Origin of the sequence: Enterovibrio qingdaonensis, assembly GCF_028683135.1 — a bacterium.
GTDB lineage: Bacteria > Pseudomonadota > Gammaproteobacteria > Enterobacterales > Vibrionaceae > Enterovibrio > Enterovibrio qingdaonensis.
The window spans coordinates 109424-125901 of the sequence record NZ_JAJUBB010000009.1; the positions used below are offsets into that span (position 1 = coordinate 109424).

15 protein-coding genes are annotated in these 16478 nt (G+C 47.9%); 7 read left to right on the forward strand and 8 right to left on the reverse strand.

Annotated elements, in window-relative coordinates; genetic code table 11:
- The first annotated feature begins 5 nt into the window (after nucleotides 1-5).
- The 5 genes from murC (at nucleotide 6) to lpxC (ending at nucleotide 5958) form a co-directional block, all read left to right on the forward strand.
- Nucleotides 6-1469, forward strand: coding sequence for a UDP-N-acetylmuramate--L-alanine ligase (gene murC, locus LRP49_RS13895; RefSeq protein ID WP_274142905.1), 1464 nt, complete (start codon nucleotides 6-8; stop codon nucleotides 1467-1469).
- A gap of 206 nt (nucleotides 1470-1675) precedes the next feature.
- Nucleotides 1676-2443, forward strand: coding sequence for a cell division protein FtsQ/DivIB (locus LRP49_RS13900; RefSeq protein ID WP_337992951.1), 768 nt, complete (start codon nucleotides 1676-1678; stop codon nucleotides 2441-2443).
- A 17-nt stretch (nucleotides 2444-2460) separates the two neighbouring features.
- Entirely contained in the window at nucleotides 2461-3717 is a 1257-nt protein-coding gene (gene ftsA, locus LRP49_RS13905) for a cell division protein FtsA (RefSeq protein WP_274142907.1), read from the forward strand.
- 33 nt (nucleotides 3718-3750) lie between these two features.
- Nucleotides 3751-4926 (forward strand): cell division protein FtsZ, encoded by a 1176-nt coding sequence (gene ftsZ, locus LRP49_RS13910; RefSeq protein WP_274142908.1) that lies wholly within the window; start codon nucleotides 3751-3753, stop codon nucleotides 4924-4926.
- A gap of 114 nt (nucleotides 4927-5040) precedes the next feature.
- On the forward strand, nucleotides 5041-5958 hold the full coding sequence (gene lpxC / locus LRP49_RS13915) for a UDP-3-O-acyl-N-acetylglucosamine deacetylase (RefSeq protein ID WP_078750876.1): 918 nt from the start codon (nucleotides 5041-5043) through the stop codon (nucleotides 5956-5958).
- Nucleotides 5959-6037: 79 nt separating this feature from the next.
- Here lpxC and LRP49_RS13920 read toward each other — a convergent pair whose 3' ends face one another.
- Nucleotides 6038-6499 carry a DUF721 domain-containing protein gene (locus tag LRP49_RS13920; RefSeq protein ID WP_274142909.1) on the reverse strand — a complete coding sequence of 154 codons (462 nt, stop codon included), beginning with the start codon at nucleotides 6497-6499 and terminating at the stop codon, nucleotides 6038-6040.
- A gap of 437 nt (nucleotides 6500-6936) precedes the next feature.
- Between LRP49_RS13920 and secA the strand changes: the two genes are divergently transcribed.
- Together secA and mutT are read left to right on the forward strand one after the other, a co-directional pair.
- Nucleotides 6937-9657 carry a preprotein translocase subunit SecA gene (gene secA, locus LRP49_RS13925; protein ID WP_274142910.1) on the forward strand — a complete coding sequence of 907 codons (2721 nt, stop codon included), beginning with the start codon at nucleotides 6937-6939 and terminating at the stop codon, nucleotides 9655-9657.
- 61 nt (nucleotides 9658-9718) lie between these two features.
- The gene (gene mutT, locus LRP49_RS13930) at nucleotides 9719-10126 is read left to right on the forward strand and encodes an 8-oxo-dGTP diphosphatase MutT (protein WP_274142911.1); all 408 of its coding nucleotides are present in this window, start codon (nucleotides 9719-9721) and stop codon (nucleotides 10124-10126) included.
- 50 nt (nucleotides 10127-10176) lie between these two features.
- Here the strand turns inward: mutT and yacG are convergent, their stop codons facing one another.
- The 7 genes from yacG to LRP49_RS13965 form a co-directional block, all read right to left on the reverse strand.
- Complete coding sequence (gene yacG / locus LRP49_RS13935; protein WP_274142912.1) at nucleotides 10177-10374, reverse strand: DNA gyrase inhibitor YacG; 198 nt, start codon at nucleotides 10372-10374, stop codon at nucleotides 10177-10179.
- Nucleotides 10375-10397: 23 nt separating this feature from the next.
- Entirely contained in the window at nucleotides 10398-11138 is a 741-nt protein-coding gene (gene zapD, locus LRP49_RS13940) for a cell division protein ZapD (RefSeq protein ID WP_274142913.1), read from the reverse strand.
- Nucleotides 11139-11150: 12 nt separating this feature from the next.
- On the reverse strand, nucleotides 11151-11750 hold the full coding sequence (gene coaE / locus LRP49_RS13945; RefSeq protein ID WP_274142914.1) for a dephospho-CoA kinase: 600 nt from the start codon (nucleotides 11748-11750) through the stop codon (nucleotides 11151-11153).
- The gene (locus tag LRP49_RS13950; RefSeq protein WP_274142915.1) at nucleotides 11751-12620 is read right to left on the reverse strand and encodes a prepilin peptidase; all 870 of its coding nucleotides are present in this window, start codon (nucleotides 12618-12620) and stop codon (nucleotides 11751-11753) included. It abuts the gene before it with no gap.
- Between the two features lie 118 nt (nucleotides 12621-12738).
- On the reverse strand, nucleotides 12739-13962 hold the full coding sequence (locus tag LRP49_RS13955; protein WP_274142916.1) for a type II secretion system F family protein: 1224 nt from the start codon (nucleotides 13960-13962) through the stop codon (nucleotides 12739-12741).
- A 10-nt stretch (nucleotides 13963-13972) separates the two neighbouring features.
- A complete protein-coding gene (pilB, locus tag LRP49_RS13960) occupies nucleotides 13973-15682 on the reverse strand; it encodes a type IV-A pilus assembly ATPase PilB (protein ID WP_420791576.1) in 1710 nt (569 codons plus the stop codon).
- A gap of 219 nt (nucleotides 15683-15901) precedes the next feature.
- Nucleotides 15902-16351: a pilin gene (locus tag LRP49_RS13965; RefSeq protein WP_274142917.1), complete on the reverse strand. Its 450-nt coding sequence runs from the start codon at nucleotides 16349-16351 to the stop codon at nucleotides 15902-15904.
- Nucleotides 16352-16478 lie beyond the last annotated feature (127 nt).

The following is a 16478-nucleotide window of genomic DNA, read 5'->3' on the forward strand; positions in this document are numbered from 1 at the left end:
GAGTGATGGGCAAGTTTGATAGTCATCAGTTAGAAAAAATTCGCACCATGGTGCCAGAAATGCGTCGTGTGAAGCGTATCCACTTTGTGGGGATCGGCGGGGCTGGTATGTGTGGTATTGCTGAAGTTCTGCTGAATGAAGGCTACGAAGTTACAGGCTCAGATTTGTCTGAGAATGCCGTCACTCAACGTTTAGAAAGCAAAGGCGCCAAGGTTTTCATTGGGCACGCTGAAGCAAACGTCGATGGCGCAAGCGTTGTTGTGGTGTCCACAGCGATAAAGCAAGACAACCCAGAGCTTGTCGCCGCTAAGTCTGCGCGCACACCTGTCGTTCGCCGTGCGGAAATGCTGGCTGAATTGATGCGCTACCGTCATGGAATCGCCGTTGCGGGAACGCATGGTAAAACCACGACAACCGCACTGGCTACATTGATTTATCAAGAAGCAGGATTAGATCCTACTTTCGTCAATGGCGGCTTGGTGAAAAGTGCAGGTACCAATGCGCGTTTGGGGTGCAGCCGTTACCTGATCGCGGAAGCTGATGAGAGCGATGCATCGTTCCTTCATCTTCAACCGATGGTAGCGATTGTGACCAACATTGAAGCTGATCATATGGATACGTATGGCGGCGACTTTGGCAAATTGAAGCAGACCTTTATCGATTTTCTACACAAACTGCCTTTCTATGGTCAGGCGGTGATGTGTATTGACGATCCTGTGGTGCGAGAGCTTATCCCCACAATCTGTCGTCAGGTAATTACCTATGGTTTTGCTGATGATGCTGATGTTCAGTTGAAAGACTACCGCCAAGAAGGCCAGAAAGGCATCTTCACTATTTTGCGTAAAGATAAGCCTGAGCTGCACATCGAACTTAATATACCTGGCCGTCATAACGCCCTGAACGCAACAGCGGCAGTTGCTGTTGCAACAGAAGATGGTGTTGAAGACGATGCCATTTTGCGTGCACTAGCAAGTTTTGAAGGTACTGGCCGTCGCTTTGACCAACTGGGCCTGTTCCCCGTTGATGATGGTGAAGTGTTGCTGGTGGATGATTACGGACATCACCCAAGTGAAGTCGACGTAACCATTCAGGCGGCTCGCGCAGGTTGGCCTGATAACCGTTTGGTTATGGTATTCCAACCGCACCGATACAGTCGTACACGTGATTTGTATGATGATTTTGCCAATGTGCTTGAGCATGTTGATGTGCTGCTGATGCTGGATGTGTATTCAGCGGGTGAAGTACCAATCGCGGGTGCGGATGGTCGCAGCTTATGTCGCACTATTCGCAGCCGTGGAAAAATTGATCCGATTTTTGTGCCTGATGTGGACGCACTACCTGCGGCACTTGAAGCCGTGATTCAACCAGGTGATTTGGTGTTGACTCAAGGTGCTGGTGACATAGGAAAAGTGGCCAGAAAACTGGCGGAATTGAAATTGGATAGAAAAGCATTGAGTGAGCAAAGCTAGAAATCAGAGTGGGCTTGCAGCACACCTTAACTGGTTGATGTCTAACTTTTAACCTGTTTTTGGTGGTTTTGCATGTATTTGATCTCAGCTTCATCACTTCTGTGTTAAGAAGGGTTGGTGACCTGTCAAACTGACCGTTATAATCGGTCGGCTTTGGAATGAGCAAAGCGGCAGGTTGCCCATCAAGAGCGAGGCAATTGCCAGATATGACGCAAATGACGGCAGAAGAATTACCGGCTCAACCTTCAATGTTGAAATCGCATTGGGGGGGGCTGGTGTTTTTGGTATTTGTCATTCTAGCTATCTTTTGGTCAATGCTCCGAGTGCTGACGTGGATGGGGGATGAGCAACAGCTCCCTCTGTCCCAGATTGTTGTACAGGGTGACTTACAACATGTGACGCCCTCAGACGTCAGAAACGCAGTATTAACTCTAGGTACGTTGAAGAGTTTTATGTTGCAGGATGTAGACACCATTCATGGTGCCGTTGCATCTCTGCCTTGGGTTGCGAACGTTGCGATTCGAAAGCAATGGCCAGATACATTGAAAGTTGATGTGACTGAATACCATCCTGAGGCGGTCTGGAATGGGTCGCGGCTTTTAGACTCCCATGGTGTTGTCTTTGGTGCCAACCCTGAGGACGTGAAAGAACAGCACTTGGTGTCGCTTCACGGCCCTGAAGGTAGTGAAGAAGAAGTATTAGAAGTTTGGCGGGAGCTTAGAGATATCTTGGCCCCGACAGAGTACAAAATCGCTGCACTCGCGCTCAATGAACGCCGATCGTGGCGAATAGTCACTCGAGATGGTGTTCGTATCGAGTTAGGGCGAGAGTCCAGAAATGAAAGATTAAAGCGGTTTGTTGGGTTGATTAAAGACATTGACGCAACAGGTCGAACAATTCAATACGTGGATTTGCGCTATGACACTGGTGCTGCGGTGGGCTGGAAAGCTCCTGATCAAGCCAGTAAAGAGTAAACCTGAGAGTAGGTGGGATGAAACAGACAACTGACAGACCTTTGATTGTAGGGTTGGACATCGGTACTTCTAAAGTGTCGGTGGTCGTCAGTGAAGTACTGCCAGACGGCGCCGTCAATATTTTGGGCGTTGGCACCACTCCATCTCAGGGGATGGATAAAGGTGGTGTGAACGATCTCGAGTCTGTCGTGAAATCGGTTCAGCGTGCGATAAATGACGCTGAATTGATGTCAGATTACAAGATACGCTCAGTATTTTTATCGCTGTCGGGCAAGCATATTCACTGCCAAACCGAACGAGGCATGGGTACCATCTCTGACGAAGAAGTCACGCAAGACGACGTAGATATGGTGATCCACACGGCGAAATCCGTGAAAATCAGTGATGAGCAACGCGTACTCCATGTAATTCCACAAGAGTACAAGATCGACTATCAAGAGGGGATCAAAAACCCTGTAGGATTGTCGGGTGTCCGAATGGAGGCCAGTGTTCACCTGATTACGTGTCACAATGATACCGCCAGAAATATAGAAAAAGCGGTTGAACGTTGTGGCCTGAAAGTTGATCAGTTGATTTTCTCTGGGCTGGCTGCTAGCCATGCAGTTATAACTGCCGATGAGAGAGAATTAGGTGTTTGTGTCGTCGATATCGGCGGCGGAACCATGGACATTGCAGTATGGACAGGAGGCGCGCTTCGTCACGCAGCGGTTATTCCTTATGCCGGCAATGTCGTTACCAGTGATATCGCGTATGCCTTTGGCACGCCATTAAGTGATGCAGAGAAGATCAAGGTCAGACATGGCTGCGCACTGAGTGAACTGGTTAACAAAGATGCAAAAGTCAATGTCCCAAGTGTAGGTGGTCGCCCTTCGCGAAGCTTACAACGACAGACGTTGGCGGAAGTTATTGAGCCGCGCTGCAGTGAATTGTTGGGGTTAGTTCAACAAGAGCTGGAGCGAGTTCAGGAACGCCTACGTGCACAAGGCGTTAAGCACCAATTAGCGGCAGGTGTTGTCCTGACTGGTGGTGCGGCACAAATGCAAGGGTTAGTGGAATGTGCTGAGCGCGTATTCCAGAACCAAGTTCGTGTGGGACTCCCAGAGGGCGTCACGGGGCTGACAGATTATGTCAATACACCTATCCATGCGACTGCGGTTGGTTTGCTGCATTATGGCAAAGATAACCTATTAAACGAAACGAGCGAGCCAGAACCTAAGCGCACTGTATCCGGAATGTTCAGTAAGCTTAGTGGCTGGATCAAGAAAGAATTTTAAACCTGATGCGAACAGGAAAGACGGAGAGAACACATGTTTGAACCGATGATGGAAATGTCCAACGATGCGGTAATTAAAGTCGTTGGTGTTGGCGGCGGCGGTGGTAATGCAGTCGAACACATGGTACGAGAGTCAATTGAAGGGGTGGAATTCATCACCGTCAACACTGACGCTCAAGCTCTGCGTAAGACGGCAGTTAGCACTGTTATTCAAATCGGTGGTGATATCACCAAAGGCCTAGGTGCGGGTGCAAACCCACAAGTAGGTCGCGAATCTGCGATGGAAGATCGCGAAGCAATTAAAGCTGAGCTCGAAGGTGCCGATATGGTATTTATCGCAGCGGGTATGGGCGGTGGTACCGGTACTGGTGCAGCTCCTGTTATCGCTGAGATTGCGAAAGAGCTGGGTATTCTTACTGTGGCGGTGGTTACCAAACCATTTAGCTTCGAAGGTAAGAAGCGCATGGTATTTGCTGAGCAGGGTATCGAAGAGCTTTCTAAGCATGTTGATTCCCTGATCACTATCCCGAACGAGAAGTTGCTGAAGGTTCTGGGTCGCGGCATTACGCTGCTAGACGCATTTGCTAAGGCGAATGACGTATTGCGTAACGCTGTTCAGGGTATTGCTGAGCTGATCACTCGCCCTGGCCTTATCAACGTCGACTTTGCGGACGTCCGTACTGTGATGTCTGAAATGGGTCACGCGATGATGGGTAGCGGTGTAGCAACTGGCGAAGATCGTGCTGAAGAAGCGGCAGAAATGGCGATCTCCAGCCCACTGTTGGAAGACATTGATCTGGCAGGTGCACGTGGTGTTCTCGTAAATATTACAGCTGGTTTCGATATGAGACTGGATGAATTCGAAACTGTGGGTAACACTATAAAAGCGTTTGCGTCTGACAATGCGACAGTTGTTATCGGAACGTCTATGGACCCAGAGATGTCTGAAGAGTTGCGAGTGACGATTGTAGCGACTGGTATTGGTAATGAGCGTAAGCCGGATATTACCCTGGTTCCTGGTTCTCAAAAGCCAGCACCAGTGGAAAATAAGGCACAACCTTTGCAAGAAGCACCTAAGGCGGCAACGAATGTGCCGGCTGGACGCCCAGCAGAACAGGTAGCTCAGCCACAGACGAACGTTGCGCCTAAGCCGAAGCAAGAACAAGACTACTTAGATATCCCAGCCTTCCTGCGTAAGCAGGCGGACTAATCTAGGCGGTGCTTGGTTTGTGAGCAGCAGCATGTTATCATGCTGCCCGTTTTGCCCTTTGTGACACCGTAATGGGTGATTTGGGGCGCAAAAAATTTTAGTTGGGAATGGCAGATGATTAGACAACGAACATTAAAAACTATTGTTCAAACGACCGGAGTCGGCTTGCACTCTGGCCGTAAGGTCACGTTGATCCTGCGCCCGGCAGCTGCTAACACTGGCGTAATCTATCGCCGTACAGACCTCAATCCGCCAGTTGACTTCCCTGCGGATCCAGCTTCTGTTCGCGATACTATGCTGTGTACTGCATTGGTAAACGACGAAGGCGTTCGTATCTCTACCGTTGAGCACTTAAATGCTGCGCTTGCGGGTATGGGTATCGACAACGTCATCGTTGAAGTTGATGCACCAGAAATTCCAATTATGGACGGCAGTGCTAGTCCATTTATTTATCTGCTGCAATCTGCGGGGATTGAGACTCTTAATGCGGCAAAACGTTTTGTTCGTATTAAGAAACCTGTTCGCATCGAAGACGGCGACAAGTGGGCTGAGTTGTTACCTTACGACGGTTTCCGCTTGGATTTCGCTATCGACTTTAATCACCCAGCGATTGAATCAGAGCAGCAGAATCTGGTGTTAGACTTCTCATCGAAGTCGTTTATCAAAGATATCAGCCGCGCACGTACTTTTGGCTTTATGCGTGATATTGAATATCTTCAATCACGTAATCTGTGCCTTGGCGGCAGCTTTGACTGTGCAATTGTGTTGGACGATTACCGCATCCTGAATGAAGAAGGCCTGCGTTACGACAATGAATTGGTGAAGCATAAAGTATTGGATGCCATTGGTGACCTATACATGTGTGGACACAACATTATTGGTGAAATGCGCGCTTATAAGTCAGGTCATGCGTTAAACAACCAGCTTCTGAGAGCAGTACTTGCAGATCAAGAAGCATGGGAGTGGGCAACGTTCGAAAACGAACAAACATTGCCAGTCACGTTTGCACAACCAGGCATGGTACTCGCCTAAAAGAAAACCGGAGTGATAACTCCGGTTTTTTTATGCCTATCACTTAAGCCTGTTAATTTTATTTCGCGTATTACTCGTTTTAGGATTTGTCAGCCAGCGCGGCAATCGCTTCGAGTTTTTTACGAATTTTTTCAGGTGCGCTTTGCGCAATAGCTTTCAAATACTCCGCAGCAACAGGGCTGACGGGGGACGACTTTTCCTTAATTTCCTTCGCTTTTATCTCTTCAACTTCACGTTTGGCAAGCTCAGGGTTTACTTTGATCTCTATCGTCATCAGTGATGGCAATGTGCTTTGACGTAAAGATGACAAGAGAACATGTCTGTCGAAATTTAATCGGTTTGCCCATGTTGATGAGCCACACTCGATGATCAAAATACCATCGCGGAAGTTGGCCACGCGGCAATGCTTCGCCGAATGCGGAGGTAGAAGGGCTTTTACTTGGTCATTAAGCTGCGAAAGTGCAAAGGCGCGTTGACGCACTTGACCCGCTAAGCCTTTTTCCAATAAATCCAATGCTGCTTGTGGACGATGATCTCTCAAAACCAATTCTCTTCAATATGCTCACTAAAGAGTACCAGTTGATCAGCGACCTCTCTATCTTTCATTAAGAAAAGTCTTCGAGAAGTTGGCAGCACACGGCACATCCCGCCCCAAAATTGAACATAAAGTGCACTAATTAGGGTCATGTAAATGAACGGGTTCTAATTTTTATTAACAAACCAAGCAGAACGTGTATTACGAGTGGGATGAGTATGAGATATGGCTTATGATAATCAGCCAAAGCGCAAAATAAGCGTGAAGAATTGATTCTCAAGCCTTGAAAACCTCCTCAGCAGGCACAAGATCATCGTTCAGTATGAATCGCTAATTCTTCCGAAAGAATTTTGGCAGAGGGATATGCTGAATTTCTCTGCTGCGCAGTATCCAGGCTTTAGCCCTTTTGCTGAAGCTAAAATTATGAGAGAAACGGCAAAGCCATGTTATCGAAGCTAATTACCAAAGTAATCGGAAGTCGCAACGACCGCACCCTGCGTCGTCTTCGCAAAGTCGTCAACGAAATTAATAATCTTGAACCACAGTTTGAAGCATATTCTGACGACGAACTGAAAGCCAAAACAGCGGAATACCGCCAGCGCATTGAGCAAGGCGAATCACTGGACGTTATTCTGCCAGAAGCATTTGCAACCGTGCGTGAAGCCTCTAAGCGTGTCTATGGCATGCGTCACTTCGACGTCCAGTTGATTGGCGGTATGGTACTGAACAACGGTCAAATCGCAGAGATGCGTACCGGTGAAGGTAAAACACTGACTGCAACTCTGCCAGCTTACCTGCATGCGTTGACAGGCAAAGGCGTTCACGTCATTACCGTGAACGACTATTTGGCAAAACGTGACGCCGAAACTAACCGCCCGTTGTTTGAATTCCTTGATATGACCGTTGGTATTAACGTACCAAACATGCACCCTCAAGAGAAAAAAGCCGCTTACCAAGCAGATATCCTTTACGGAACGAATAACGAGTTTGGCTTTGACTACCTGCGTGACAATATGGCGTTTCGCGCTGAAGATCGTGTTCAACGTGAGCGTTACTTCGCGGTCGTGGATGAGGTGGACTCCATCCTTATCGATGAAGCGCGTACCCCGCTGATTATTTCTGGTCCAGCTGAAGACAGCTCAGACATGTATACCCGTATCAATGCACTTATCCCGCAGTTGGTACGTCAGGATAAAGAAGACAGCGAAGAGTACCGCGGTGACGGTCACTTCACCGTTGATGAAAAATCTAAGCAAGCGCACCTGACCGAAACGGGCCAAGAGTTTGTTGAAGATTTGCTGAAGAAAAATGGTTTGATGGAAGAGCACGATACCCTGTACTCACCAGCAAACATCACCTTGCTTCACCACATCAATGCGGCTTTGCGCGCACATGTACTGTTTGAAAAAGATGTCGACTACATCGTTAAAGACGATGAAGTGGTTATCGTTGATGAACACACCGGCCGTACTATGCCGGGTCGTCGTTGGTCAGAAGGTCTTCACCAAGCTGTAGAAGCAAAAGAAGGCGTTAAGATCCAAAACGAAAACCAGACGCTGGCATCGATCACTTTCCAAAACTACTTCCGTTTGTATGATCTACTGTCCGGTATGACGGGTACAGCAGATACCGAAGCGTTCGAATTCCAGTCAATTTATGGCTTGGAAACTGTGGTTATCCCAACCAATAAACCAATGGTTCGTGATGACATGGCCGATCAGGTCTACATGACTGAGCGTGAGAAGTTTGAAGCCATCATCGCTGACATCAAAGAACGTAGCGAAAAAGGTCAGCCATCTCTGGTAGGTACGGTTTCTATCGAGAAATCTGAACTCTTGTCTAACGCGCTGAAAAAAGCAGGCGTGAAACACGCAGTACTGAACGCAAAATTCCACGCATCTGAAGCGGATATCGTTGCTGAAGCGGGTGCGCCGGGTTCGGTTACCATCGCAACCAACATGGCGGGCCGTGGTACAGATATCGTGTTGGGTGGCAGCTGGCAAACAGATGTCGCTAAGTTGGAAAACCCAACAGAGCAGCAAATTGCGGATATCAAAGCAACATGGCGTGAGCGTCACGACGCAGTGAAAGCGGCGGGCGGTCTTCATATTATCGGTACTGAGCGTCACGAATCTCGTCGTATCGATAACCAGTTGCGTGGTCGTTCTGGCCGTCAGGGTGATCCAGGTTCAAGCCGTTTCTACTTGTCTATGGAAGATTCACTGATGCGCATTTTCGCGTCTGAGCGTGTGTCTAACATGATGAAAAAACTGGGTATGGAAGAAGGCGAAGCGATTGAGCACCCTTGGGTGAACAAAGCGATTGAAAATGCTCAACGTAAAGTTGAAGGCCGCAACTTCGATATCCGTAAGCAGTTGCTTGAGTTTGATGACGTAGCGAACGATCAACGTAAAGTGGTTTACGAACTGCGCGATGAGTTGATGGACACGACTGATATCAGCGAGATGCTTGAGCATAACCGTGAAGATATCGTTAACGGTGTGATTGATCAGTACATCCCACCACAATCTCTGGAAGAAATGTGGGATATCGCGGGCCTAGAAGCACGCCTGAAAGCCGATTTTGACGTTGAACTGCCTTTGCAAGAGTGGTTGGATGCAGACGACAAGCTGTATGAAGAGCAGCTGCGTGAGAAAATCCTGAATCACATCATTGATGTGTACCAATCGAAAGAAGCGGCTGTCGGTGCAGAAACCCTGCGCAACTTCGAAAAAGCAGTGATGCTCCAAACGCTGGATACCTTGTGGAAAGAACACTTGGCGGCAATGGATCACTTGCGTCAGGGTATTCACCTGCGTGGTTACGCGCAGAAGAACCCGAAACAGGAATACAAGCGTGAGTCGTTCGAGCTGTTCGAAGATATGCTGGAAGCCCTGAAATCTGATGTGGTAATGACGTTGAGCAAGGTTCGCGTTCAGCAGCCTGAAGAAGTTGACCGCATGGAAGAGCAACGTCGTGCGCATGCAGAGGCTGCAGCGCGTCGTCAGCAGACAAATCATGCAGAAGCTGAAAATCAGCTAGACGACAATCAAGACCATGCGTCTGACACCGTAGTGCGTGAAGGACGTAAAGTGGGGCGTAACGAGCCTTGCCCATGTGGTTCAGGTAAGAAGTTCAAGCAATGTCACGGTAAAATTGATTAACCGAAGGCAGTGTAAAATAAGAGGCCGCAGATAGCGGCCTTTTTTATGGAAAGAGTAATTTATGACTGACGTTAAGCGCATTCACATCGCCGTTGGCATCATTTTGAATTCAACGAAAGACAAGATTTATATCACGCAGCGCGCTGCGAAAGCCCATAAAGGCGGTTTCTGGGAGTTTGCTGGTGGACAAGTAGAAGTCGGTGAAACTGCGGAAGTTGCTGTTGTCCGTGAATTGGACGAAGAAGTGGGTATTGCCGTTACTCAGACTGAGCACTTTCTGTCGCTGTCTCACGATTACCCTGAAAAATCACTGACGTTTGATTTCTTTCTTATCGCGGCCTTTAATGGTGAGCCTTTTGGTAAAGAAGGGCAGCCGGGAAGATGGGTCGCTATTGAAGCTTTGGGGGACTACGACTTCCCTGAAGCCAATGCGCCAGTACTCGCTAAGCTAACAGAGACATTCCTATAAAAAAGGGGCTGAATAGCGATATTCAGCCCCTTTTCTCAATCGTTCAGATCTTACTGATTTTCTGACCAGCCATCGCTGTCAGACATGTCAGGCGCACCTGGAATACGTTTTTCTTCATCTGCCCACTCGCCCAAATCAATCAGTTGGCACTTTTTGCTGCAAAACGGACGATAGGGACTCACGTCACCCCAAACGACAGGCATGCCACACTGCGGGCACTTAACAATGGTTGGACTTTCTTTGCTCACAGAAACCTCTGTATTCGTTGTATCTAGCAGACAGCCAGTCGAAGTGACATGGAATCTGCGATGGCGCGACTTTCATCAAACGGCATAAATCGGACGGCAAATCGCGATTTGTGCCCAGACACTAATGGATAGGCATTGTAATCGGGTGAGATTTGAATGCGAAGTAAATACGCACCATCGACGTCTTGTTGGTAAAAACCATTTTTGACGGTGCAAGCTTGCATCACAGTGCTTCCCCTGACTAAGCGTAGCCAAAACGTCAGTGCTTCATCCAAGCCTTGCAGCGAAGAAAGCCATTGTGCGGTATTAGATTGTTGATGAGCCAGCGGCAGGCTAAGCCAGTGATGGAGTACGGGTAAATCAAAGCTACAGATACCACCTGGGATCGAAAATCGCTGGCGGATGGAGGAGAGAAATTTATCCTCTTTTAGCTTTTGCCCGAGACGGGGGGATTGCAACAACCCTTGTTGGAGTTGGCGACTCTCATTGAGCAAGGCTTTTAGTTGCACCACATCGACATGTGGCACATCTAGCCAAGCTTCCAGTTTGGCACGTTGCTTTTCAAGATCCTTTACCAGATCGCCTTTCACTTGAACCTGTTCAAGGATCTCCATCAGATCAAACAAGCTTTTGAAAAATTGAGGCCATTGCGATGCGTCAGATATATCGGCTGCACTTTTTACTTGCTCTAACAAGTACTCAAGCCGCAAATACACTCGGACTTGTTCATTTAAAGGGTGCTCGTAAAGGGTGTCGGTGCTCATAGTGCTCTCAATTTACGGTGCTGCCAGTTGAAGGTACTGAGCATGTAATGCGTCGATTTGAGGGATCAGTTCCTTATCATCGCCATCATTGTTCACGATGTCGTCAGCAATTGCTAGTCGCTCAGTCCGGCTTGCCTGAGCATTGAGTATATTTTTCACCTGTTCAACGCTGCTGTTGTCGCGCAGGCCAGTGCGTTTTATCTGCGTATTTTCAGACACATCGACGACAAGAACGCGTTGGCACAAAGACTGAAGCCCGTTTTCAACCAACAATGGTACTACCAGCAGACAGTATGGCGTGGTGCTTTGCTGCGTCTGTTCGATCATGGCTTCGCGGATCTTGGGGTGCAGCAGCGCATTGAGCCACGCTTTGTCCTCAGGGTGTGAAAACACATGCGCTCGCAATGCGCTACGGTTTAGTGCGCCTTCGGAGGTAAGCATGGAGCGACCAAACTTTTTTTCAATGGCGTTTAGTCCGGGAGTGCCGGGCTCAACCACTTGGCGAGCGATAATGTCTGCATCAATGACATCAATCCCTTTTGCAGCAAACAGGTCCGCGACTGTGCTTTTCCCGCTGCCAATACCTCCCGTAACGCCAATAACCAACGACATTTAGTAACCCAGATAAGATGTTAAATACCAGTTGATGATCTTATCGCCCCAAAGCAAACCGATCCACCCCGCAATCGCGAGATACGGCCCGAAAGAGAAGGGTGTCTCTTTATCTGTATCGTTCATTTTCATCATGATAATGCCACAAATGGCACCTGCGAATGATGCGATGAGGATAACCATTGGGAGAGCTTGCCAGCCAAGCCAAGCACCGATAGCGGCAAGGAGTTTGAAATCGCCATAGCCCATGCCCTCTTTGCCGGTCAGTATCTTAAACACTTGATATACGCTCCACAGGGAGAGATAACCGGCCATTGCCCCGATAACTGCATCATTGAGGGAGACGGGAGAGATACCGATGACCGCAAGTAAAATCCCTGCCCACATGAGTGGTAAGGTCATTTGATCAGGTAACAGCATGGTATCGATGTCGATAAAGCAAAGTGCAATAAGTACAAACGTGGCAAATACGACAGCTAATGACCAATACGAACCAGGCAATGTGTAGGCGACTGTACCTGCTAATACCGCCGTTAATAGTTCGATAAGAGGGTAACGCTTGCTGATTGGCGTTTTACAGTGGCGGCATTTGCCACCCAATATAAGCCAACTTAGCACGGGGACATTGTCGATGGCGTTCACGGGTTTCTGGCATGAAGGGCAATGTGAGCGAGGTAGGCTTAAATTAAACACTGCCCCTTCAGGTGCAGAGATACTCTCAGGGAAATAGTCGTGACATTCCTGCTGCCATTGCCTTTCCATCATCTTTGGCAAGCGGTATATCACGACGTTAAGAAAACTGCCGACAATCAGACCGAAAACAGAGGCAAACACTACATAAAGACTCGGAGAGTCAAACAGCCAATTCATCACGTTATTCCATGGTTACGCTTAAACAAGGTAAAGCAAATGAACATGATAACCAGTTGCGCGCGCGCACTCTATGCGAAATCAGAACAAAAAAGAAATCTGAGACGCTGTTTGATTTTTATCCCAATACGTTGATCAAATCGAACATGGGCAAGTACATAGCAATGACCAATGACCCGATAAGTAAACCAAGCGTAATGATAATTAAGGGCTCTAGGATTTTTCCCAAATTATCGACCGTATTATCGACCTCATCCTCATAAATCCCCGCGACTTTATTGAGCATGTCATCTAGCGAACCAGACTCTTCGCCGATCATCACCATTTGCGTCATCATGTCGGGGAATTGTCCCGTCTCTTTGATTGAACGGTGAAGAGGACGCCCCCCGGATGTTTGCTGATGCACGCTCTCTATTACTTTTTGATAGTGCAGGTTATTGGCGGTTTTTCCTGCCGCAGATAAGCCATTTAACAGCGGTATCCCCGCACTGAATGTGGTAGCAAGGGTGCGGGTGAAACGCGCAAGTGTCGCCTTGGTGAGTACGCCCCCAATAATGGGAATATGGAGAGAAAAACGGCTGACCTTAAGCCGAAAAGCGGTGCTGCGTTTGTAAGAGGCGCGAAAAATCAATAAGACGATGATAAGCCCAAGGCCTGCGTATAATCCGTAATCTTGGATAAACTCAGAAAGGCCCAGCACTTTTAGCGTAAACCACGGCAAATCTGCGTTAAAAGAAGCGAAGACATCCTTAAACGTAGGAATAACAAATAACAACATGCCGATCGTCACAGCCAACGCCATAAAGGTCACAATGCTTGGGTATATCATGGCTTTGACCACTTTTGCCCGTGTGGCTTCCTCTTTTTCTCGATAAACGCTGATACGCGCGAAAATCTGTTCTAGGCGTCCAGTCTGTTCACCGGTTGAGACAAGGTCACAATAAAACTGGTCGAAAAGTGTTGAGCTACTTTTCATTGCATTTGCCAGAGATGAACCCGCTTCAACATGTCGGTAAATGTTACCAATGATCAGCTTCATTTCGGCTTTTTTGGCCCCTGTCTTGAGCAACTGCAAGGTTTCCCCTAGCGGCACGCCAGCTTCTAACATGGTCGCGATTTGACGACTGAACAAGGTGATATCTTTTGCGGTTGCTGCATTGCGTCGTTGAACAAACGATGAGGGGCTTCGACGCTTTATTTTCAGAATTTGAATGCGCTGCTCAGCCAATGAGAGTCGCGCTTCTTGCTCGCTGAAGGCCAATGTTTGGCCTTTAACTTTCGACCCTTTAGCTGTAATCCCGCGCCAATGAAAGGCGAGGAGCTTTTGCTTACTTGTCGCCATAACTTACCCTCTAGAGACTGATGACGCGCTGCAATTCTGCAAGGCTAGTGACACCTTCATTGAGCTTTTCAATGCCCGCTTCCTGAAGGGTTAATGCGCCATTTGATGTGGCGATATTTTGTAAACGCTGGGGCGTTGCCCCTTGGCCGATGGCATCCGCCAGTTCACTGTCAATGTTCATCACTTCGTAGATGCCAACGCGCCCTAAATAACCGTGATTGCAACGGTCGCACCCGTTGGGTTTGGCGACGAAAATGTGGCTAGGTTTAAGTGACGGGTAGTGATGTTTCAGTGCGGAAAGCTGTTGGTCGCCAATCGGGTGAGGCTCTTTGCAATGCACGCAAAGGCGTCTTGCTAATCGCTGTGCGATGACCAATGATAACGAGGCAGCCAGATTATACGGTGCCACCCCCATGTTCATTAGACGGTTAATACTTTCCGCCGCAGAGTTAGTGTGAAGTGTCGACAGTACCAAGTGCCCCGTTTGCGCCGCCTTAATGCCAATTTCTGCCGTTTCCAAATCTCGAATCTCGCCCACCATGACGACATCGGGATCTTGTCGCAAAAAAGCGCGCAGAGCTTTGGAAAAGTCCAACCCGATATCGTTGTTGATATTGACTTGGTTGATGCCGGGCAGGTTGATTTCAACAGGGTCTTCGGCCGTCGAAATGTTACGTTCAGCGGTATTGAGGTATTTCAGGCCTGTGTACAGCGAAACCGTTTTGCCGCTTCCTGTTGGGCCTGTCATCAAAATCATGCCTTGGGGCTTATCTAGAGCAGACAAATAATCGGCTTTTTGCTTTTCGTTATAGCCTAATTTGTCGATGTCCAGCCCGACACTGCCGCTATCCAAAATACGCAGTACCACTTTCTCGCCCCAGAGGGTTGGTAGGGTAGAAACGCGCATATCAATCGAATTGGCGTTGGATAACGTCAGCTTTATCCGTCCATCTTGAGGCAAACGACGCTCGGCTATATTGAGCTTGGCGAGAATTTTTAACCGTGTTGACAGTCTTCTAGATATGCCTGCAGGTGGGGTACTGTGGAGTTGCAACATGCCATCTAAGCGAAAGCGGATACGATAGCTGTCTTCAAAAGGCTCAAAGTGAATATCAGAGGCTTGTTTTCGAATCGCATCGAGAATGACTTGCTGAATATAGCGACTGACAGGGGCTTCATCTGTCGCTAATTCATCGACGTCTTGTGCGTTATCGAATTCCGCGAGCTCAGCGAGCTCGGAGTCAGAAACCGACAGTGAATCAGGTGTGATTGATGACAGGTTTTTTCCGTAGAGTTTCCGAAGTGCGCCTTGTAATTGTTGATGTTCAAGAATGACGGGCTTAATCATTAACCCCGTGGCAAATCGGAATTCGTCTTGCGCATTTAAATCTGTCGGGTCACTGACACCAAGGTAGAGGACAGAGTCGGTGATTTGCAAAGGCAGGGTGTTACTGGTCAGACACAGTTGCTTCTTATCGATTTGTTCGCAGGTGTGTGAGAACTGATAGTCGTTGATATCACCAATGGGTTCTTTGAAGTAGTGACTGAGGGTATTAGCCAGCTCCTCACTGGTGAAGATATTTTGGTTGATTAGCGCAGTCGCTGCTGGGATAGCGTCTTTTGCTATCGCTTTGTTTGCGCTGGTAGCCTGCTCGATGGAGATGGCAGAGGTGTGCAATAACAAGCTAACGAGTCCAGAGCCCGCATTTTCAACAATCACTGTGTATACCTCTTTTTCTGCCTTAGCGCGGTCAGCGTTATACCTTCATCAAGTTATGTTCTGACCTTGGGTGAATGTCGAACGTTTTTTTGGGGATTCTCGATAAATATCAAGCACAAATATTGCTAGAGAAAAGCAATATATGCGTTTAGACGTGTTTTACAGTGCAATAAAAAAGGGAAAGGGAGGCAAAAGCCTCCCTTTTAACAACTTAGGAAATTATTTCGGCGTGCCGGGAGCACAAGATTTGAGGTCAGTTACACCAGTGTCTTGAACACATTTCCATCCTGAGGCAGATTTCTCGAACTGAATTTTTTTGGTGTCAATCGAAGTTTTCTCGTTAAACGTCAGGGTTACGGTACCGCCGCTAACCTCTGCTGCTTCACCTTCACCCGTTGTGATTTGAGCCAGTACCAGGGTACCAAGAGATGTCATGTCAGATGCGGCACCAATAGCATCCCAATTGGTCTTGCTGTCAGTAGGAAATTCATTTTCTTGTAAGTATAAATCTAAATTCGTCAGAACAGATTTAATGGTTGCAACACCTGCTGTTGCATCAGATTTCTTGGTGTAGCTTTGATACGCAGGCACCGCAATCGCAGTCAGTGCACCAATGATCCCAACAACAATTAGCAATTCAATTAAGCTAAAACCTTTTTGCTTTCTCATTTTCTTCTCTCCTGTTTTTAATACGCAATTCATTGCGTAAGTGGTCTCAAGATAAGACTGAACGGGACGTTGTAACAGGGGCAGATAAGGGTCTTTCGAGGCGTGACAGCCTTTCATGTAACAAAAA